We start from the raw sequence: 23,143 nt of genomic DNA, 5'->3' as shown, positions 1-23,143 counted from the left end.
CACGATGAAAAAGATCAATATCCTCTACGCAATGGCCTTAGTTAGCTTGGCGTCTTGCAAAAATAATGATTGGGAGTTCCCAGACTTTGAATTTCAATCGGTGTACTTCGCCTATCAGACACCCGTCAGAACGGTAACGCTGGGCGAAGACATTTTTGACAACAGCCTCGACAACCAGCATAAAGTGAAAGTCATGGCAACCACTGGAGGAGTATACAACAATGGAAAAGACATCCGTATCGATTTTGTTGTCGACAACAGCCTTACGAATGGCCTTAGCTATCCAAACGGGCAGGCAGTTACCGCATTACCCAACAATTACTACCAGCTTAGCAGCAATCAAATTAACATCCCAAGTGGTAGTCTCACAGGCGGTGTTGAAGTGCAACTGACTGACGCATTTTTTGCCGACTCAAAATCCTTGGAAACCTATTACGTACTTCCTCTAAGGATGACAAAAGTGGTTAACGCCGATTCCATCCTCTCCGGTAAAACGTCGCTACAGACTGCCAATAGGGCTATTGTATCCGATTGGGATGTCGCACCAAAAGATTTTATCTTTTATGCACTCAAATATATCAATCCTTGGCACGGCAATTACCTGCGTCGGGGTACCGACCAGATCGTGGGCAAAGGTGCTAACAGCAACCTGACTAAAAATGTCGTCAGGCACCAGACTTATGTAGAAAAAGATGAAGTCAAAAGCGTCAATACAGCAGCACTTAAAAAGTCGATTTTGCCGCTATCTTTTAAGGGAGCTGATAATGTTAATATCACTGTCAATCTGAACTTAACTTTTGATGACGATAATAATTGCAGTGTTAGCTCAGGCAGCGCGGGAATATCTGCGTCAGGGACCGGAAAGTTCGTCAAACGGGGCGAAAAAAATAGCTGGGGCAATACAGACAGAGATGCACTTTATTTATCCTATACGATTGATATGGCACAAATGACTGTCACAAGCAAGGATACCCTCGTGATGCGGGACAGATCTGTCAAAATGGAAACTTTTACATTCATCAAAAAGTAGTATCAAATCAATTATGAACCGCGATGAAAAAAATCAATAAAACTATCGTCATCCTACTTTCGCTCGGCACCGTATGGAGTTCCTGTTCCAAATATCATGCCCTGGAATACGCTGTCGACAAACCAGAGAAAGTAATTGAACAAGAAGATATAAATGCCTACAATCCCCTAAAAAGTTATTTAGACAAGGAGGCAAACCCAGGTTTTAAGCTTGGTGTAGCGCTCAATATAAACGACTATTTAAACAAAGGGGTGCTTTACCGTCTGTCTAACCGTAATTTTGAGGAAATGGTCATGGGCTATGAAATGAAGCATGGCTCCATTGTGCGGGCAGACGGTAGCCTCAACCTATCCCGTGTGGAGCAGCTTATCACGTCCGCACAGGAAAACAATATGGCTTTATATGGGCATACGCTGTGCTGGCACTCGGGACAGAATGCGGCCTATCTCAATAAATTAATAGCACCTGTGGAAATACCAGGTTCCGACGGGCCAGCCCTAGCTGGTCATGCTTTAAAAATGACCAATCCTTCCGTTGTGAACCCTTGGGAAGCACAGACAGCCTATGCCATTAATTCCACCGAGGTGGGGAAAGAGTATGTCTTAAAGATTGTCGCCCGGGGCAATAAAGCAGGTAACCTAAGCATTGATTTGCAGACTTCTTCCAATTATACTGGTGACAATATGGGCTCATTAGCATTAACGACGAGCTATAAAGAGTACGAACTCAAAGCTACCGCGACTGCCGAAAGAGATCGTTTTATTATCAATTTCGGCCAATACGACGGTACTATATTCATCGACAAGGTTGTGCTCACAAAGACCGGTAGTTCAGCTAATCTGATTGCTAACGGAGATTTTGAAAGCAATATCGATGGCTGGGGCGGCTGGGGAAACAACTCCACTAGAGCACAGTCAGCAGATGGTGAGGGCTATGGCAGTCCCGGAGGCTATATTATTGAAAAAACACCGGCAGAGAAAGAAACCATACTCACCAAAGCGCTGGAGACATTTATTGCTGGTATGCTGGAAAAAACCAAAGGTTACATAAAAGCCTGGGATGTCGTCAACGAACCCATGTCCGACTGGCCAGACCAATATGCTTTAAAGACCGGAATCGGAAAAACCGATTTGGCGGATGACGAATTCTATTGGCAAGATTATTTAGGAAAAGATTATGCCGTAAAAGCCTTCCAGCTTGCCCGCAAATATGGCAATGCCAACGATCTCCTATTCATTAATGATTATGGCTTAGAAGGCAGTGGTAACAAATGTAAGGGGCTGATTGCCTATGTCAGCTACATCGAAAGCAAAGGGGTTAAAGTAGATGGGATCGGTACCCAGATGCACATCGATATCAATACCAGCAAAGACAATATCGTCAGTATGTTCAATCTATTGGCCTCCACAGGTAAGATGATCAAAGTATCCGAGCTGGACATTGGCTTAGGAAATGGCATCAAAACTAGCAATGCCACGGCTGAAATGTATCAGAAACAAGCTGACCTGTACAGATATGTCGTTGAAAAATATCTGGAAATCATTCCAAAGGATAAGCAATACGGTATTACCATATGGAGCCCATTGGATAGCCCCGATCAGGAGAGTTCATTCTGGCGTCGCGGAGAGCCGGTTGGTTTATGGACCGAAGGATTTGTCCGAAAGCCAGCCTATCAGGCTGTCGCCGAGGCATTGGTAGCTAAAAAATAAGATCATTAATCACCCTTAAATATTTAAATTATGAGAACAAACAACATGTGGTTACTGGTGGTCTTATTAACGACCCTCCTTTTCAGCTGTTCGCGGCTGGAAGAAAAAGCGCTAACTAGCGAATCCGAAAGAAGTCTTAAATCCAATGTTTCTGTGCAAGCCGTTACAAACTGGCCTCGCCCAACTCCAACATTACATGTAGGAGGAAAGTACCTCAAAGATCCCTGCGACAACAACATCGTCCTTCATGGGGTCGCCATTACTCCCAGCCCTTGGTTCAACGGCTGTCAGTACGGTGCCAACTCGGGCTACTGTACCTGGGATAACTACAATGTACAAGGTGCCCTCAACTACAACAAAGCCGTCATTGACAAACTCACTAGTGCAGCCGATGGTTGGTACCTGAATTATATTCGTCTTCACATCGACCCTTATTGGACCAACGATCCAGGAGCGCCTATTCCCGAAAACGACATCTCAAGGTTTAACTATAATCGCTTGGTTACCTACACCAACCAGGTTATTATTCCTTTGATTAATCACGCCCGTAGCCGAGGTATGTATGTTATCTTGCGTCCGCCGGGGGTATGCCCGCACCGTATTGCAGTAAACGATGCGTATCATACGTATCTGAAGACAGTATGGACTTTTCTTTCGCAACACGCTTCACTGAAAAATGCAGACAATGTGATGTTTGAATTGGCCAACGAGCCCGTTGAAATATTGGGAACAAATGGCTCCTGGGGGATGACCGGCAATGAGCATTTCGCTGCGCTGAAAAATTTCTTCCAGCCTTTGGTAAATATTATCCGTAACAACGGTGCCAATAATGTATGTTGGATACCCGGTACCGGTTGGCAGTCCCATTACCAAGGCTATGTCAATAACCAGATTACCGGCGGTAACATCGGCTATGCGGTACATATATATCCGGGATACTGGGGTGGTGTCAATACCTATCAGGCCTTTCAAAATGCCTGGAATACCAATGTGAAACCTATTGCTGACATTGCGCCGATTGCCATTACAGAGACAGACTGGGCTCCACAAGGATATGGTACCTTCGGAACAGGCTCCACAGGTACCGCCGGAGGCAACGGCTTTGGTGCAAATTTAAAGTATATCGTGGATCAATCCGGCAATGTGAGCTGGAATCTTCTCGCTCCGGATAACCTGCTCCACAAAGGTGATCCCAATGGTGGCACAGCTTACAACAACGATTGGGAAGCGTGTGCAGCACCTAGCAAACAATGGTTTCAGCAATATGCTGCCTCCAATTATCCGATGTCTAACTGCAATGTCACGAGTCTGGTCAATAATGGAATTTACGAGATTGAATTCCAAACCGACGCCAATAAAGTCCTTGATTTAAAATCAGGTCAGGATGCCGATGGTGCTGTACTCAGACCCTGGACTAGGAATGGTGCAAATGCACAGCGCTGGGTAGCGATCGATGCCGGCAATGGATACTGGCGCTTTGTATCCAAAGCTAGTGCGAGCAATCGTTGCATTGATCTAGCCAGTAACAGTAATGCACTCGGAACCTCCATCCGCCTCTGGCAGAATTACAGCAATGATGCTCAGACATGGAAGGTAACGGCTGTAGCAAATGGATATTACAAAATCGTATCAAAAGTCGATGCCACACGCGGATGGGATATCCCCAGCTGTACAATGGATGGGAACTCCAACCTGCAGCTTTGGGACTACTACGGTACATCTTGTCAATTGTTCAAATTCAAATTTATAGCGATGAACTAAAGAATATCTTTTCGCGGTAAGCTGTGCTTACCGCGAAATATCTTAATTTTAGAAATATAAAAAAACTCCGTGATGCAACAAACACCATTTAAAATCTTGCTATTCATCTTCCTGCTGGGAAACGTCTTAGGAACAGCAGCTTTCGCTCAAGACAACAACTTTCATATATACCTTTGTTTTGGACAATCCAATATGGAGGGGCATGGTCAATTCGAACCACAGGATACCATCACCAATAGTCGGTTCCATGTACTTGCGGCAGTAGACTGCCCCGAATTGGGAAGGCAGTATGGCAAGTGGTCTCCCGCCCGTGCACCACTCACGCGCTGCCATACAGGACTTACACCTGCAGATTATTTCGGCAGAACGCTTATAGAAAATCTTCCTGAAAATATCGAGATCGGTGTCATCAACGTTTCGGTAGGTGGCTGTCATATTCAGTTATTTGATCAAGACAGCACGGCCAGCTATGTGGCAAAGGCGCCGGAGTGGATGAAATCCATGCTTGCAGCTTATGACAACAACCCGTATCAAAGACTTGTAGCATTAGCCAAGATAGCACAACAGAAAGGTGTAATCAAAGGCATCTTACTTCATCAGGGCGAATCCAACACTGGCGATCGCGAATGGCCTAATAAAGTAAAAAAAGTATATGAAAATTTATTGCACGACTTGCACTTGAAGGCAGATGAAGTGCCCCTACTGGCAGGCGAACTCCTATCGGCAGAAGCCGGAGGCAAATGCGCAAGCATGAACAGCATCATCCAAACCTTGCCCGCCACTGTACCGACAGCCCATATTATATCATCCGCAGACTGCGAAGGGATAAGCGATGGATTGCATTTCAGCCCCACTGGGTATAGAAAACTGGGCAAAAACTATGCGGCAAGCATGCTTAAATTATTAACAGAAGCAACGAAATAAAAAAAGCTAGGGAATCAATCCCTAGCCTCAAAACATAACCCGCGATACAGCTGCTCGTCAATATTGCCATTTCTTCCAAAAAATATTATCCTTTTTAGGATTAAAGGCAACACCAATACGGTGCATCTGACCATTAATTATCAAAAATTTTGGCCAACTCCTGGTGTAACTGTTCACCTTTAATATTGATAGCAACAATATTTCCTTGAGGATCCACCAGATAATTTTGCGGTACTGCCCGCACACCATACAATACCGCTGCCTCATTGCTCCAACCCTTTAGATCTGCGACATGGACCCAAGGCAAGCCATCATCTTTGATCGCTTTTAACCAAGCATTTTTCCCCTTTGTATCATCCAAAGATACTGCAAGTACTTCCAGCCCCTTACTTTTGTATTTGTTGTAGGCCTTCAACAAGTTAGGATTTTCGGCACGGCAGGGACTACACCAGCTCGCCCAAAAGTCGATCAGTACATATTGACCTTTAAAGTCGGATACCTTAACCATTTTCCCCTCCGTATCGGGCTGTGAAAAATCAGGTGCTTTATGGCCAACTTTCACACTTCTCTCTGCCAAGAAACGAGCCTCAAGCTGTCGCCCATTCGTGGTCTGACGCACCTCTTCGGACAGCTTCAAAAATAGTGGCTCGATCTCGCTGAGCTTGCGTTTATTGGCCGCATCAATAAGTGCATCCACCGCAAAGATCGAATTGGGGTTTTTAGCAGCAAATGCAAGCTCTTTTACCCGTCGGGCTTCAAACCGCGCTTCAAACTTCTCATGGATAGCCTTATACTGTTCATTGGCATCAGGAGCATCTTGTTTCACAGCCCCAAAGGCCTTATTTCCCGCATCAATGATATCCATGAAACCACCGCCAATCTCCTTTAAATACGCGACGTAAGCATTATGCAGCGGCGATCCTTTTACGGCAGCAGTACGCAGCGAATCTTTGATAGCTATATTGTAGGTTTCATTGCCTAAATAGAAGTATAAACGGTCGCCAATATTCTGTGCGACTAATTTCCCCTTACTGTCTTGATCAAAAACCATCCTGGAGTAAGACGGCTCCTCTACTGTTCCTTTGAAACTAAATCTGCCGTCCACGATAGCCGATGAATCCGATGCCGGAAATCCATCTTTTATATAATCTAGATACACTTTTTTACCATTAAAAGCTTTTGGGGCACTTCCGTTGATCTGGAAATTAACTTGCTGCGCAAAGGATGTCATAGGCAAAAATGCCAGTGCTAAGGCAACTATTTTTAAAATTTTCATATTTTTTGATTTATTTAAATACGTTTTAATGTTACTTTCTCCAAGTTATATCCACCAAATCGCCTGGAATCCCATCAATTTTCTTGATAAGTTCACCATTTTTTCCAACCTGTACAGCTAAGTAGTAAAGCGATCCTCCCGCGCCAACAATAAGCGTATCTTCACTTTCATCCAATTTTAGTAATGTAACTGTCGATTTAAAAGCCATTTGCAATTCTTGTACTTGCTCATTCAATGGGTTATACCTAAAAACTTTATCTTGATAAGCAATATATATGTAACCTACACGGCTCGCCACCATTTTTGTATCTGCATGTATCCACTCGGAATGAGAAAAGAGCTTTTTCTGTAATGCCTCAAACTTAAATTCCCGCATAAAATCGGTCTTAAATTTAAGTTCATATATTTTACCTGCATCATCTTTCATATACGCATAGATATCCGAGCTATTAATCTGCACCATCTGTATAAGGTCCATTTTCACATTCGTCGGATCAAATACTTCTGCGCCAACCGTGCTGTATTGCGTACCAAAATACATCGCGCCTCCGTACAGGTTAATCCGTACAAACTGTCTCTTATTACGTTCATAAGCTGTAATAAAATGGTCATTCTGTACCTTCGTAACAATAAACTTTGGTGCCAAGACATAATTTCCATCTGCAGGTGTGCCAAACATGCCGTAAGTATTACTTTGATTCCAGGTGCTGGTAGCCCCACCATAAAATTTACCATCGATGACCCCAAGTAGCACCCCTTGCTCATACATTTGCAAATCCCCAACGTCGATATTTTCTGGTGGTAAGAAAAAGTTTTCTTTCAGTGTACCGGGTTTAACCTTTTCCTTTTTAAGCTCTTCCAACGTCATACGAACCCCACCATGCTTCCCTATATACCAATACGCTAATGGAGTATTGGCAATAGTGTGATTGGCATAAATAATATGAAGCGGATCTGATGGCAGCACCTCATTGTTAATAATTTCATAAATATTTGGCAAAATGGAGTTATCAGGTTTTATGAAAGTAAGTTTGCCTACGCCCTTGTCGTTCGATAGCACAAGCGAACCTTTGGAAAATTCAGTAATTCCTTGAATATAGAAATCATGGAAATACTTCATATTATTGCTATGATTTGAAATGGTAAACCTCACTTTATATCGATTTGCTCCTAGCCCAAACGCCAAGCGCAAAGTCGCCCCCCTGTAATGATTGACCTCCGGATCAATGGCCTCTGGCGCACTAATTTGCCAATCGTACGATAGATTGCTCAGCTCTACACCCGTTATTTTCGGCTTAATGATTAAACTATCACCGACACGAACTTCATAAACTGTATCCAATCCCTGAACAATAGGTTCATGGGGAATATCTATCGAATAATTCCCCTTATCCTTGTAACAGCCGTAAAAAAGGTTGCAAATTAAAAGGATAAAACTATATTTAATTATTGCAGTTAGCTTAAGTTTGTTGACTATCATATTATCTCACCTCCTTTCCATTTTCATCGATAAAGAAATACTTACCGGTGGCATTATTTCTCTTAATTAATATTTTCCTACCAGGATTATTAATAGGATAAAATTCATATGTTTCGCCATTATCTTTTGTGGTTAGTGCATAACCTTTTTCCGGATGATCGATAACCCATTTAAATGGATCATTCAACATAGCTAGTAAAAGATTGACAAAATATAGATTTTTAGGAGCATCTAAGCCGTTCGTGGTGAGCGACTTCTGTTCAGTTGCAATGTAAAATAACTGATGTTTCACCTGAGAATAATTATTCAACCAATTGTCCCACCAACTTGGACGTTCCAATTTTGCGGATAAAACCAATTTGACACGAATAAGATCGGGATTTCGGATACCGAAATCTGAATTTTCTTTTAATTTGATGATCAACGATACGGCCCGATCCTCCAGATCCTTTACATTATGAACAATAATGGGCAAGTAAGCTCGACCTTCTTCTGCCTTTAGGGTATATGCCGTTTCTAGTTTGTCATAATGGATCCCCATCTTCGCCGTAGATGAATCGGCCACAATATAGGCCTCATATTTTCGAGGTTTAGCATCGCGATAGCCCATAATCTTTACAGGAAAATACACTGTATCACTCGATTTTTCCAAATCATATGCAAAGGTGTAAATGATACTATCCCGATCGGCATCATTCAGGTCAAAATAAACGTTTGCTGGCTGATCGTAGGTTATCAAGCTTGCCTTTTTACAAGAAAACAGCAAGAGCATACCTAATAACATAAATAAAATAGGGTTAAATTTCATGTAATTATCTTTTTAACGTTGTCCATAAATAATCTCATCATCGGGAAGCGGCCATACAAAAATTTCCTGTCTAGCCGGAATAACCTCGCCATGTTGGCCATTGATCGGTAAATTCAACCGCTTATAGAGATAAAACAATTGCCCTTCAGCATACATTTCTTTTCGGTATTCTTTGACTAGTTCGCTGATAAATTGATGCTTTGTACTAACTTGCAATTTCTTCCCGATCTCGCGGTGTTCCCTCACCTCATCCACTAATGCTAGCGCTTTAGTGGGATTACTGTCATAAGTACATTCAGCGGCGATGTAATACATTTCACTTAATTTGATCGCAGGAGCGACCAAATAATGTAGATTAGCGCTAAAACTGTCACTAAATGAGTTTCTCCTAAACTTCAGAAGTACAGATGCCCGTTGCGTGCCCAAACTCCTGCTTTCAAACCACTGGGTGAATCGTATATCTGTGCCACCATCGCCAGCAACATTATAGATGGTTCGCGTTTCATCTTCGTCCAAATACATCCCTACCGTTCCGTCCACAAACCAGTCATTATTATAAGTTCCGCTCATGGCAGGGATATACCAAGCAAAAAGCAATTCCTTATAAAAAATGCGATCTTTCTTATCCGGTTCTAAAGCCAAAAAATCTGTTTTATTTGTCCACGGAAATTTGTTCGCAGTGATAACCTCGTTGGCATGTGCTAAGGCTTTCACCTGATCGCCCTGATACAAATAAATTCTAGCTAGCAAACCACAAACAGCGAAATAATTCAATCGGTGTCTTCTATTTTGTAAAAACAGCTCACTGCTATTTAACTCTGAATTTTTTAAAGTATCTGTTATAATTGGATAGCCTATCAGATAAGAAGGCTGCCTAATTGGATCTACTTTCAGGAGATCTTTCGCTATTTCCAGATCCCGAATTGCAGAGTCTAACACTTGCGCCACCGTAGAAAGCTTGGTCGATTTATTCGAATAGCTTGTTACATAAGGAATGGCGTCGGACGTGCTGTTTAGCATCGGGGAAGGAGCAAAGAGTCGAAGCGCATCAAAATGAAGATAAGCCCGCAATGCCAAAGCTTCTCCTTTAATTAATGCGTAGTTATTGCCAACAAATAGTTTCTGCTTCTTATCAATCTCTTCTAAAATTAAATTCGCATTTACAATCCCGTTGTACAGGCCTTTCCAAATGTTATCCTTCCTAGTAATAAAATTAGCGTCTTGATATTTAATTTTTTTAGTCTCCTCGTACCTTAATTTATCACCACTGGCCATGACATAATTTTGAGCCAAAACCTCTGGCGTTCCTATGGTCAATTCCAATCCGTACAAGTCACTTTTTGACGCCCGCGTATACACACCTAACAATGCCTCTTTGAACCCATCCTCAGTAGAAAAAAGCACATTTTTGTCCACATCACTTTCTGGTTGGATATCCAACCATTTAGCGCAGGAAAATAAGCTCAATGTGGATATCAATATTAAAATTTTATGAATATTTTTCATGTTGTCTACTCTTATATTTTCGATTATAAACCAGCCTGAAGGGTAAACGTGACACTTCGTGCAAAAGGGTAAGTAATTCCTCGTTCCACTTTGATGGACGACCAACGGAATAAATCATTAGCTATGACACCTATGCGTAGGCTAGATAAGGCCAATTTTTTAGCAAACTCTTTACGGGCATCGTATGATAAATTAAACGATTGAAGGGCCAACAATTTATCAGGCATAATAAAGCGAGAAGAAACACGTGTTTGGCCAAGATCTTGAATGCTTTTATAGAAAGTGACATCTCCAGGATTTTTCCATTTTTCTGCTAACACGCGGCTATCCACATTATAGCGTGGATCGGCATTTTCGACGCGGTCAACCAGCGTCTGATTGTAGGTTTTTCCACCAAACCTAGCTTGAAAATAGGCCACCACCATAAATTGTTTATACCGCAAAGTACCACCAAAAAATCCTTCCAGTTTTGGCGTTGCCACAGCGACAACATCAATATCGCGTGAATCCCAGTCATACGTCAATTGACCATTCTTTTTCATAAACACCTCTTTTCCACTTTCTGGATCAATACCTAATGAGGGAACAGCATAAATTGCATCCAAAGATTGCCCTTCGTTATAGCGCAATAATGGTACAGCTTTTAAATCGTCTCCCTCTTGAGCCTCGTCGACCCGTTGGTTATAGCTTTTTAGGGCATTTGAAATCCGAACAATTTTATTTCTGTTTCGGACCAAGTTGGTCATCAAACTCAGGGTCCACTGCTCATTCCGAATCGGAATCCAATTTGCATTAATTTCAAAACCTTTGTTTTCCAGATCACCTAAATTTTCTTTATAGGAATTAAAACCCGTCGAAGGAGCTAGGTTAATATCCGCTAAAATATCCCGTGTGATTTTATAATAATAACGTGGCGATATCGTCAAACGATCCTTCCAAAGCCCAAGGTCGATCCCAAGATCCGTATTTTGTGTTTTTTGCCAAGTCAGGTTTTCATTTCCGTAATTCCTAACTGAACTCCCCAAGCCCGATGAATACCAATTGCTTTTATCATAACTATAGGTAGTACGGGCCATATATGGATCAAATTGTACCGATCCTGTAAGACCCACCGTTGCCCTTAATCTTAATTGACTGATGATATCATTGCTGAACCACGTTTCTTTATGCATATTCCATCCAACACCAGTCGACCAAAATGGAGCCGTCCGTCTATTCGCTCCGAATTTTGATGAACCATCCATACGAAATGTAGCATCAAACAAAAAACGGTTGTCATAGGAATAATTTGAACTTAAAAACACACCAAATAATCGTGAGGCACTGATGCTACTGGCCGGACTTCCCCCTTCTTCGTAACCTTTAGCAAATCCTATACTAGTAAATCGGTCATTTGGAAATCCTATCGCCTTAAATGAACGCTCATCGAAGCTTTCTGTGCGAATATTAGTACCTCCAACGATATTAAAATTATGTTTATCAAGGGTACGCATCCAGTTTAAGCGTAGATTGGCATCCCAATACAGTTCGTTGTTTGAATAACTTTCATAGCTACCTTTTTCGTCTGTACGGGAAGTAGCATAGGTATAAAAATCATTAGCCGACGGTGAGCGGAAATTGTCATTTGCATTGAGGCGTTTTAATAAACTGACCTGACCACGTAAGCGCAAACCCTTACCCAAATCAAAATCCCCTGAGAAATTGTTCAGCAATTCGGTATAGCTGAGTTTATTAAAACTATTTAATGTTGCATTATAAAGTGGGTTTAATACCACTTCTCGATTAAAATTACCCTCGTTTGTCCGCCGGTTCCATGTATCCACTTCTTGTAATATATTGCCGTTGTCATCAGTCATTCGATAATATGGGTTCATATTCACGTATTCAGAAAATGAGCCATAAGGGGATTCAGTACCGCTCACTATCGTTACCGCAAGTTCATTCTGAAATCGGAGCTTATTTTTCACATTGTAAGTGAAATTTAAGCCTCCAGAATACTGATCTCGGCCTGAACCCTTCATTACCCCAGGTCGAGTCTGATAACGCAAATCTACACCATAACGGAACGTTTCAGCTCCACCTTGAACGTAAAGGCCATGTTTTTGTCCTATCGCAGTGCGAACAGGTTGGGATAGCCAGTACGTATCTACTCCCCCCAATACATTCGCTAATTTGTTATAGTACTTTTCATCCAGCTCATCCTTGGACCGCTGCTGTATGACTGGATCATATAGTCCCGCTAATTTCTCATAAGCTAATTTATCACTTGCATGTAAAACACTGTATCCCGTGAGATCAGGTGTATTTATATTGCTTTCATGCGTGTAAGTCAATTGCAGTTTACCCTCCTTAGGCATCTTGGTTGTGATGACCATAACACCATTGGCGGCTCGAGAGCCATAGATCGCTGTCGCCGCTGCATCTTTCAAAATTGTAACACTCTCTATTCGGGTCATATCAAGGTCGAGCACTTTTTGAACACTGACTTCGAAACCATCTAAAATAAACGCCGGCATATTGATGGCCGTCGTAATATTATCTCTTCTTAATACCTCACCGCTACCAGTCGGCAGTGACGAAGATCCTCGCACATTGATATTTGGTAATGCATTTGGATTGGAGCCCGCGAGATTATTGTCGAGTAATTTAAACGATGGATCGAATACCTGCATCGCCTGTAGGACGTTTTGCGGATTTACCTGCCGCAGTTCATCGCCGCTTTTGGTAATCGCAGTTCCCGTATACGAGTCTTTTTTTAGCACCTGATAACCCGTAACAACCACTTGCTCCAGTGCATTTGCCTCTTCTTCCATCACAATGCTATATTCGTCCTTGTTTTCAACCAAAGCGAGGGTGAGGTTTTTATAACCGACCCGACTTAATGTAAGCGGTTGCGTTGTGCCGACAAAAGAAAAACGCCCCTCTTGATCTGCTACTGCAATGGTATTACCCATTTGTGAAATATTCACTCCAGAAAGAGGCGCCCGGTCTTTCCCCATCACTTGTCCCCGGATCTGCTTTTGCACTGGTTTTACCCCTTGCGGAAGGCGTATAGGTTCAGCTTTCGATGGACTAGCTTTCCTTTTCAGGAAAATTGTCTTCGATTCAATTGTATAGCCGAGATCCTGCGGACTTAATATTTTATCAAGAAATAATTTAAGGGGCATTTTGTCCGCTTTGATAGAAATTGGCTTTACCGATTCCAACATTTTTTTGGTTCCGAGCACCTCATAATTCGTCTGAATCTTGATAGCCTGCAGCACATCCATTAGCGGAACATTGCGCCCGGAATAGGTTACTGTTTGCCCATTTACCTTCTGGCTCAGCTGAAGTAAGACAGCAAAAACTAGCCATAAAAGGGTCCTGGTCGTTTGTGAAAAACAACTTAATTTCATTAATTCTAGTTAGTTTAGTTAGGTTAGATTACAGAATCCACTGATTAGCTAAGTGGATTAACTGTCCAATTTGTTAATTTATATTATGTGGTCAAGTATAATTTTCTGTTCTCTACTGGCCTCCTTTCTGTGCTTTAGGATTACTATATTCAATGATGAGTTTCCCATCATCCGTTAGATTATACGACAGATCCTGGTCTTTTAATAGTTTGAGGATGGTTGATAATTTGCTCGTTCTGAATGTTCCTCCAAAGAAGGAAACATCAGGCACATCGCCCTTATAAACCACATCAACGGCATACCATTGGGACAGTTCATCCATGACTTGTCGAAGTGACTTTCCATCAAAATTAAATTTGCCGTAGACCCAGGCGATTTCCTGCTGTACGTTTACGGATTGTTTGATCAGCTGCGTTCCGGTGTTGACAGACTGATTTCCAGGCAGCAAGTTTACTTTTTGGCCTTTAATCAGTTCCTTTACCTGTACGCTACCCTCTAGCAAAGTTGTTTTTATTTGGGTTGATGTCGGATACGCATTAATATTAAATTGTGTTCCCAAAACTTGTACCTGCTGATTTTTGGTATGGACTATAAAAGGCTGATCTTTCCTTTTGGCAACTTCAAAAAATGCCTCTCCTTGGAGACTGACCTCGCGTTTGTCCTTCGCAAACTGCGTTGGATAAGAAAGTATTGTTCCGGCATTTAGCTTAACCCGGGTGCCGTCGGGCAAAGTGACCTCATAGGTACCACCACGCGGAGTTTCAATTTTGGCAGATACTGCCGCATCGATCGAGGCTACTTCATGACCGTCATCATAGTGTATACCACTCCCATTGATAACCACTTGTTTTTCATCTTTATTCAATGCATACCGTCTACCGTCCGACAGTGTAATGATAGCCTGATGTGAGGCTGGAAGCCGGTCAGTGACAACTGTCCGCTGCCTTTCAACTGGGTGACTGTTTTCCTGAAACCAATACCAGATGACAGACAGGGCCAAAAGTACGCTCGCGGCAGCTACGTAAGGCCATAGACGCTTCACGAGTCCAACTCTTCCCTTTGAAGAATGGAACGAAATTTTAGCCTTTAACGACTCGAAATTACGTTGCTTATCAAAATGCGCCAAGCCGGCATACCCTTCACGTTGTTGCGCCTCATCCAGGCAACGTTGATAAACCTGTTGGTTCCATATCGATTCTTGCAGCCAGCTTTCCAAAAAAAGACGGTCTTCGCCGCTGAGCGTTCCCCGCATTTCACGGAGTACAAGCGAACTGATAAGGATAAGTTTTTCTTCTTCTTTAGTATCCATTTTGAGCTATTTCATCTACAGATACCACACCGATTTAAAAAAGTACCAAAGACAATTGAAAAAAAATTAAATTTTTCCAAAAAGAACGATCAGCGAGAGTAGATAATTAAAGGAATCGCGCTTCAAATGTTGGCGTAGAAGGCCTAAAGCACGTAATTTTTGATTTTTTACCGTTTGAATATTTAATTGCAGTAGATCCGCAATTTGCTGGTTGCTGTTTCCTTCGAGATAGCTCAACTGTATAATTTCGCGTGCTTTGGGTGGAAGTTTTTGAATAGCTTCATAAAGCTCTGCCATTGCTTCAGTATAAACTATTTCATGCAAATAGGATTTTTGATTCGGTTCCTGCTGTGCCATATAACGATCCACCCGATTCAATCTTCTGCTGCGGGCGGTCTGGTGATTGATCCCAACGTGCCGGGTAGCCTGATAGAGTGCTGCCTTCAAATGGGATAAGCTCTCATAGCGTCGTCCACTTTCCCACAAGCGGATAAAACCCTCTTCGGCAATATCTTGAGCTTCTCTGCTTTCATCCACAAAGCTCGATGCATATAAACAGATACGGCTGAAATAAAGATTATATACCTGCGCACAAGCCTGCTCCTCTCCTTTTAGGAAAGCTTCAAGCAGTTCTTTTTCGCTCGGATAGTTCATGGGTAGATTCGTTTAGCTAGCGGCACATCTTTTCGTGGATAAAGATAATTGAGTTTTTCATAATTTTCGTAATTCAACCATAAATTTTTCAGCAAACTGCATTTCTGAAAACCCCATGCTCAGATACTTTATGATCTGGAAAACTCTATGTCTCACCACATTTTCAGCCTACTGCTTAACGCAGGATAGGCATACCGCCGGCCGCGAAATCCCGAGGCGTATTTTTTCGTTATTTTTTCCGATGAAAGGCAAGGTATTGCTAAGTAGTTTGGACACTGGTCGTCGACCAACAGCGTAACTTCATATGTTCAACAGTTTGCGCATTAGTCATACCGCCTGCCTTGCTATCCCGCGAGATACAATTATAGCATTTTTAACCAGCATCCAACACATGCTTTAAAAACAGAAAAAATCAAAACTTTACGTGATTTTTAATACCATCGCAATGTTGTTTTGAGCGAAGTTATCCGGTAAGGAGACCTGAAGAACATTATCGAGTTGCTGATAGGAAATTCGATCATCACTTCCGAGCAGCTGTATCCGCCTTACTTTTCTCGCATTCGGGGCCGAACGGCCTAAAGACTTAATGTTGATTTGCTTTTCGGTCGGCATCCCCATAACAAAGGCATACAAAACATTTCCCTTCGTGGTAAAACGGACATCATCGCTGGTAAAAGCTTTTCCTTTCCCTTCATTGAAACCTTGCACGCTCAATGACGGAGCCTCCTCCTGTGCCGGTCCCTCCCCAAAGATAACCCATGGTCTCGTACCAATGATGGCTTCCTGATGAACAGACATCCAGTTCCCTATTCCTTGAACCACCTCCTTCGCTTTTTCGTCAATAGAACCATCTCCCCGCAAGGGTACACTTAATAATAAATTACCATTTTTACTGACCACATCAATCAACATGTGGACAACGGTTTTAGCAGATTTATAGTGATTGTTATCATATATACGACGGTCGTAATGCCAAGATCCTATACAAGTACAGGTCTGCCATGGCTGCGGTTCGATGGTATTGCTTTGTCCCCGTTCGATATCCCATACCAAGCATTTACGTTGCTGTTCATTCAGGATCTTCCCATTAATGACTACATTAACTTTACCATTATTTTCCTGCATGCTCTTATTATAAAAATCGGCTGCAATCTCCAGTCCAACATTACTTATTGGATAGAGGGGTAGCACCGTATCGTCAAAATAAACGATATCCGGGTTGTAATTATGGATCAATTCCATCGTCCGCGCTTTGAAATTTTCACAGTATGCCTTATCAGGTACACTCACGCCAGAGTCTACATCCCAATGCCATTGCCGATGAACGGTATGATCATCTTTGCTATCCAAACTAAGTTCATGCTCCTGCGCGTAAAGCTCCTGCGGATCGTAGTCTGCCCACCATGTTCCTACACCATCTTTTTTTGTCAATTTACCATCATAAGGAACTCCGGCAAACTTCCCTGCTTTATCACTTCGCTGAGCCGTTTCATACCAGGTCCAAGCATGTGCTGCGTGAACGCTCACGCCAAATTTAAGCCCTCTTTTTTTTGCTGCACTTTCCCAACCGCCCACAATATCTTTTTTAGGGCCAACATTCACGCTGTTCCATTTATGGTGGCTGCTCCGGTAAAGGTCCAGATTATCATGATGATTGGCCAACGCCATAAAATATTGGGCTCCAGCATTTTTGTACAATTCCATTAACTCTTCCGGATTCCAATTTTCGGCTTTCCACTGATGGATAACATCTTTAAAACCAAACACCGAAGGATGTCCATATTTTTCGACGTGATAATTATACTGGTCGGATCCCTCCTGATACATACCTCGCGCATACCAATCTCCCCTTTCCGGTTCACACTGCGGCCCCCAATGTGCCCATATACCAAATTTGGCATCCCTAAACCAATTAGGAACCTGGTAACTTGCTAGCGAACGCCAGTCGGGGTGAAAGGGCACTTTCCCAAGATACGCATGTGCCGCGCTGAATCTACTAAGGAAAAGGGTCGGAATAGTTGCACCGAGAAACTTAATTGCTGTTCTTCTGTCCATTATATCATGATCTGCGAAATGCCTCACCTAAAGATGCTCGACAAAGGCATTTGGTTTATAATCTGTTATCTTTTTGAATACCAAAAATACCTGAATTGAACCAACAATGAAACTACATAATCGATGAATACTAATACAATATCGACACAGACTCCATTTTTTGCACCGTTAGGCAATAAAAAAGGTGCCCTAAAAAGGGCACCCCCACCTAACACTAACTATGAATAAATAACCAATAACTTTCTAAGATCAATTGTTCATCTCATTACCTTTTAAATTTTTATTATTATCCAGTTCAGCTTGAGGGAAAGGATAATACATGGCTTTTGGCGACCACCCCCCTTTCTTCAACGGCTCCAACCAGACAGGATCAGCCATTCCCCACCGCAATAAATCAAAATACCGTTGATATTCACCAAGGAATTCGACAAATCGCTCATGAACGATAATATTTTTGACGGTATTTAATGAAACACCGTTTTTTACTAAACCTTGCGCAAGCAATCCGTCTACGTCAGGAATCGTTCCTTTCGATTTTTGATACCAAAGATGCGGCTGTTCATCGGGAACGATATTATTGGCACGCATCCTAACCAGATTGATGTATTGCTTGGCTCCAGTTACATCCCCCCGTTCGTTGAGGCACTCCGCATAAAGAAGCAGCACATCACTGTACCGAAAAATGCGGTCGTTATTACCGTTATCAAAGTCCGCTATTTGCACGTCAGGACAATATTTTCTTGTACCATATAGATCCTTATTCGTCGCCAAATTCTTCATCCAGTCCGTATAAGTGGTGACCTTACCATCCAATTGCGTAAAATTCGCACCATTCTCACACCATAAAGTCATAAACTTTCTAGGATCGCCATCTTCAAATTGATCATGCGCCATTTTATTGGGCGCGAGATTCCACCAAGCGCCGCCAGTACCGTCAAACATGCCGATTTCCTGCCATCGCCACGAACTCGATATATCGTCACCTAGCCAGCCCGGACCATTATAAAGCTGGACTTCAAAAATAGACTCCTGATTATTCTCTTTTGTCTCCAAGAAATTATCCCTGTAAGAGGACATCAACTGGTACTCCTTACTATCAATAACACTTTTTAATTGAATCTCAGCATTTGCAAAATCCGCCGCCTGTCCTTTAGCCAAAATGGGTTTATAAAGGTAGGTTTTGGCGAGATAAGCCTGTGCAGCACCTTTTGTCGCCCTACCGATCATTTTACTGTCGGCATAAAGTGCTGCCCGTGCTGGCAACAATTCCGATGCTTTCTTGAAATCATCCACGATCTGCGCATAAACGGCGCCCGCCGGTGCATTGCCCGGATAATAATCTTCATTTGTTTCAACAGGTTTACTCATTAGTGGAATGGTTTCACCAAACAACATGCCCAGATGCAGATAATTCAAACCTCGCAAAAAATACGCTTCCCCCAACAATCTATTTTTTCTATTTTGTTCTATTTCGCCCTCAAATTTCTGAATACGGTCAATAGCTAAATTAGCCGCAAATACCCCGTTCCAAAAATCTCTCCAGGTCTGCGCTGTCATTCCATCGCTCGCAGGCGTATTGTAGCTATCCTGATACATAGGCTCCCACTTAAACGTGTGGTTGTAATCATCCCCAGGAGCCAAAAGCTCAAAATACAAACTACGAGCATATCCACCCTGCGTACGCCCAATCAGCGCCTGGTATGCGGGTATAACGGAATTTTCCAATTGATCTGCCGTCTTATAATAAGTATCTGTCGACAATTCCTGAGGATTGGAAAGATCCAAATTTGGTTTACAACTCGAAAACTGTAACAGCAGAGCAGCAGCAACAAGTTTTATATAGTGTCTATTCATGATGTCGATATCGTAGTTAGAATGTAAATTGAATACCCATAAAATACTCTCTTGAATTCGGGAAGCTCAGCCCCCATGGCGTTTGCCCATCAATTCCACGGCTCAAATTGGAGCGTGTATCGCCCGACCCCACTTCAGGATCATATCCCGAATATTTGGTAAAGGTCAGCAGGTTTTTTGCGCCGACATAAAACCGTAATCGGTCGATCTTCCAGCGTTCAAGCGTTGGGCTAGAAAAACTGTAACCAATATTGACGACTTTGAGACGCAGATAAGAGCCATCCTCAACAAACCTGTTCGAAGCCCTTAAATTCTGATTAGGATCACCAAGTACAGCACGTGGAATATCGGTATCTGTATTTTTGGGATACACTGTCGTCTCACCGGATACTGGATTTTTGAAGATAAGTTCTTCTGCACGGTAGCGATCCAGCGTTGAAGCAAAATTGTTATAGTAATGGTACATTCCCTCGCCCCAATAGCGGCTATTGTTATAGATATCGTTCCCCTGACTTCCCTGCCACATCATCGACAGATCAAAAATCCCTATAGCACTGCTATAACTCACGTCAGCATTGAATCCATAACTAAAATCGGGTATTGGGCTTCCCAAAAAGTCCTTATCTTGATCATTTAATACCTTGTCGCCATTTCGGTCGTTGAATCGCACATCCCCAAGTGCTGCATTAGGCGCAAAAGCTTTATCTTCATCCAATTGCGCTTGGCTTGTATATAAACCGTTGGTAGTGTAGCCCCAAAATTCCCCCACTGATCGGCCAACAGCTGTCCTTGTTACATTTTCTCCACCGGGTGAGATACTTCCCCACAAAATTTCATTATTGTTGCCCAAGCTGAGCACACGGTTTTTCACAAAAGATATATTGGCCCCGATTTGATAGCTAAAATTGCCTGCTCGATCTTTATACGATGCCAAGACATCCCAACCCCGGTTCCGTATGCTACCGGCATTCAGCACTGGAAAGTTGTTGCCATACCCAGCAGTGAACGAAATAGGCACATTGATCAGCATGTCCTCAGTCCTTTTATTGTAGTAGTCGATGGTCAAAGCCAATTTATGATCAAAAAGTTCCAAATCGACACCAATATCAGTAGAGTACTGGCTTTCCCACTTTACATTCGGATTAGAAGGAGTCTGTGGTAAAGCACCTGTTACCATCACATTGTTCAGATAATACCACACATGATCAAAACTCACCGTCCGTTGATATTGATATTGCGCGATATCCGAATTCCCCAGAAGTCCATAACTACCGCGGAGCTTCAATTCGCTAATCGCAGGAAATGCTTTCATAAATGATTCCTGACTGATGCGCCATCCTGCAGATATCGAAGGAAAGTTTCCATAACGATATTGGTTGCTAAAGTTTGCCGATCCATCCCTTCGCATATTTAATGTCAGAAGATATCGATTGTCATAATTATAGTTGACACGTCCAAGCATAGAATACATGGCCGACTGCCCCACTCCTGAACCAACAAGGCGGGAACTCGCCAAGGAGGCCGAATTGAGAATCAAAACATCTGGACTTGGCAACCCCCGGGCGCCGGCATTGACCGCATTATAACGGGATTCTTCCGACGTGATACCCGCTAAAGCCGAAATTGCATGTTTGCCAAAATTATTTTCATAATTCAGCGTATTTTCAAATAACCATCTGTTATTTTGACTACTCGATATATTGAGTTCATCCGGACTATGGTTTTGGTATTGACCGACCGAGTAGTTGCCGATGTAACCCTCATTTCGCACACGGCTAAGGTCTATTCCCATATTAAATTTATAGACCAGTCCTTTGATAATTTCATAGGTAGCCCATGCATTACCGTTTACCGAAAAATTATCATTGACGTTTTTATTGAGGTATGCGTTTGCCAATGCACTTGGGACGTCGGTTCCGTTGCCAGCTCCTGCAAACCCGGTACTGCTATTCGCATCATATAGTGGCAATGTCGAAGACCACTTCTGTGCATCGAAGATGTTTTTATCACTCCAATTCCGGCGCGTATAACCCAATGAAAGTGTTTCCCCTATCTTAAGTTTACCTTTGGTAAAATCAGAGATGAATTGGGCGCCATAATACTTATTTTTATCCTGAATAATAATGGATTTATCTGTAGCATAAATACCACTTAACCGAAAATTCGCATTTTGAGAACCGCCCGAAAGGGAAAGATTATGCCGTTGGTAATTGCCAGTATGCAGCAATTCATCCATCATGTTATATCCTTCCCCAATTGCCGACGGTTTGGCGAGCGCAGCCAAATAGTCTTGACGTGAGGGATCTTTATTATACATTTCCTCATTGATCAATTCCGCCAGCTGCTGTCCGTTCAATAGCGGTACATTATGGGAGATATTTTTGATGCCAGCGAAAGCATTGTAATCAATCTTTACATCTCCAGCTTTACCCCGTTTTGTGGTGACCAAAATAACGCCATTCGCTCCCCGGGCACCATAAATAGCACTGGAAGCAGCATCTTTCAACACCTGAATACTGGCAATATTATTTTCGTCGGGCATTGCCCCGCCGATCATACCATCTACCACATAGAGGGGATCGGTTCCGTTAATGGATCCAACACCACGGATGCGAATAGCTCCATTGGTTACCTGTACGCCGGGCACAGCACTCTGAAGCGTGGCAATCGTTCCTCCAGGTACTTTTACAAGATCTTTGGTATCGACAACCGCAATAGAAGATGTTAGATCCACCTTCCTTTGCTTACCATATCCAACCACCACAACCTCATCCACCGCAATGGTTGTGGCAACAAGTGGAATGCTCACCTCTGAAGCGCTACCGATGACATATTCGACGAGTTTATAACCTACATTGGACACAATAATCGTCTCGCCCGGATTGAGCTTGAGCACAAATTCACCTTTCTCATTTGTGGAAGTACTGAGTGTTTTATCTTTCACTCTAATCGATGCCCCGATAATAGGTTTTCCCTGATCACTTATGATCTTCCCATGGATCACTTTTTCTTGAGCAGACAGTCGTCCAATGGACATTAACATGGAAGCTATTAACAACCACTTCACTTTCCTGTTCCTCTCTTTGGAAAAACAAAAGATAGATGACACATAATTTTTGTTCATAATCTTACTTGATATAAATTTCTTGCTGCCTATTAAGGCAGGTAGTTGGTTATTTATTGATATGAATTGGTTATTACTTAGTATTCAAATTGTTTATACTCACCCGTTATGTGGGATATCACCACATAAATATTGGCTTTCTTCAATAAGGTATATGCTTAAAAAATCATTATTCCCTTTATAGCTCATCCTTGTAAAATGAGTTAGCCATTTGCTAGTTGGTTATAAAGCGAAACTATTGTTTTTATTAAAATTCCT

General features: G+C 42.4%; 14 protein-coding genes. 4 read left to right on the top strand and 10 right to left on the bottom strand.

Annotated elements, in window-relative coordinates:
• Window positions 1–4: 4 nt before the first annotated feature.
• The 4 genes from B2107_RS07010 to B2107_RS06995 all read left to right on the top strand — a co-directional run bounded on the left by B2107_RS07010 (window position 5) and on the right by B2107_RS06995 (window position 5,424).
• Window positions 5–1,030 carry a DUF5627 domain-containing protein gene (locus B2107_RS07010; RefSeq protein WP_293954418.1) on the top strand — a complete coding sequence of 342 codons (1,026 nt, stop codon included), beginning with the start codon at window positions 5–7 and terminating at the stop codon, window positions 1,028–1,030.
• Window positions 1,031–1,053: 23 nt separating this feature from the next.
• Complete coding sequence (locus tag B2107_RS07005; protein ID WP_293954415.1) at window positions 1,054–2,739, top strand: endo-1,4-beta-xylanase; 1,686 nt, start codon at window positions 1,054–1,056, stop codon at window positions 2,737–2,739.
• A 30-nt stretch (window positions 2,740–2,769) separates the two neighbouring features.
• Window positions 2,770–4,500 (top strand): RICIN domain-containing protein, encoded by a 1,731-nt coding sequence (locus B2107_RS07000; RefSeq protein ID WP_293954413.1) that lies wholly within the window; start codon window positions 2,770–2,772, stop codon window positions 4,498–4,500.
• A 72-nt stretch (window positions 4,501–4,572) separates the two neighbouring features.
• Entirely contained in the window at window positions 4,573–5,424 is an 852-nt protein-coding gene (locus tag B2107_RS06995) for a sialate O-acetylesterase (RefSeq protein WP_293954411.1), read from the top strand.
• Between the two features lie 133 nt (window positions 5,425–5,557).
• Here the strand turns inward: B2107_RS06995 and B2107_RS06990 are convergent, their stop codons facing one another.
• From B2107_RS06990 to B2107_RS06945, 10 genes are all read right to left on the bottom strand, one after another.
• Window positions 5,558–6,700 carry a TlpA disulfide reductase family protein gene (locus tag B2107_RS06990; RefSeq protein ID WP_293954409.1) on the bottom strand — a complete coding sequence of 381 codons (1,143 nt, stop codon included), beginning with the start codon at window positions 6,698–6,700 and terminating at the stop codon, window positions 5,558–5,560.
• Between the two features lie 31 nt (window positions 6,701–6,731).
• Window positions 6,732–8,180, bottom strand: coding sequence for a PKD-like family lipoprotein (locus tag B2107_RS06985; protein ID WP_293954406.1), 1,449 nt, complete (start codon window positions 8,178–8,180; stop codon window positions 6,732–6,734).
• A 1-nt stretch (window position 8,181) separates the two neighbouring features.
• Complete coding sequence (locus tag B2107_RS06980) at window positions 8,182–8,988, bottom strand: DUF4843 domain-containing protein (protein WP_293954403.1); 807 nt, start codon at window positions 8,986–8,988, stop codon at window positions 8,182–8,184.
• A 12-nt stretch (window positions 8,989–9,000) separates the two neighbouring features.
• Complete coding sequence (locus B2107_RS06975) at window positions 9,001–10,494, bottom strand: RagB/SusD family nutrient uptake outer membrane protein (protein ID WP_293954401.1); 1,494 nt, start codon at window positions 10,492–10,494, stop codon at window positions 9,001–9,003.
• A gap of 23 nt (window positions 10,495–10,517) precedes the next feature.
• Complete coding sequence (locus B2107_RS06970) at window positions 10,518–13,889, bottom strand: SusC/RagA family TonB-linked outer membrane protein (protein WP_293954400.1); 3,372 nt, start codon at window positions 13,887–13,889, stop codon at window positions 10,518–10,520.
• A gap of 112 nt (window positions 13,890–14,001) precedes the next feature.
• Complete coding sequence (locus tag B2107_RS06965; RefSeq protein WP_293954398.1) at window positions 14,002–15,198, bottom strand: FecR domain-containing protein; 1,197 nt, start codon at window positions 15,196–15,198, stop codon at window positions 14,002–14,004.
• Between the two features lie 66 nt (window positions 15,199–15,264).
• Window positions 15,265–15,852 (bottom strand): RNA polymerase sigma factor, encoded by a 588-nt coding sequence (locus B2107_RS06960; RefSeq protein WP_293954396.1) that lies wholly within the window; start codon window positions 15,850–15,852, stop codon window positions 15,265–15,267.
• A gap of 420 nt (window positions 15,853–16,272) precedes the next feature.
• Entirely contained in the window at window positions 16,273–17,907 is a 1,635-nt protein-coding gene (locus tag B2107_RS06955; RefSeq protein ID WP_293954394.1) for an alpha-L-fucosidase, read from the bottom strand.
• Between the two features lie 249 nt (window positions 17,908–18,156).
• Window positions 18,157–19,761, bottom strand: a complete 1,605-nt coding sequence (locus B2107_RS06950) for a RagB/SusD family nutrient uptake outer membrane protein (RefSeq protein WP_293954393.1) — start codon at window positions 19,759–19,761, stop codon at window positions 18,157–18,159.
• Between the two features lie 16 nt (window positions 19,762–19,777).
• Complete coding sequence (locus B2107_RS06945; RefSeq protein WP_293954391.1) at window positions 19,778–22,885, bottom strand: SusC/RagA family TonB-linked outer membrane protein; 3,108 nt, start codon at window positions 22,883–22,885, stop codon at window positions 19,778–19,780.
• Window positions 22,886–23,143: the final 258 nt, after the last annotated feature.

It is taken from the genome of Sphingobacterium sp. UBA7855 (assembly GCA_002500745.1).
Taxonomy (GTDB): Bacteria; Bacteroidota; Bacteroidia; order Sphingobacteriales; family Sphingobacteriaceae; genus Sphingobacterium.
Note: the sequence above shows the minus strand (reverse complement) of the source record. Positions and strands in the feature narration are given on the sequence as shown.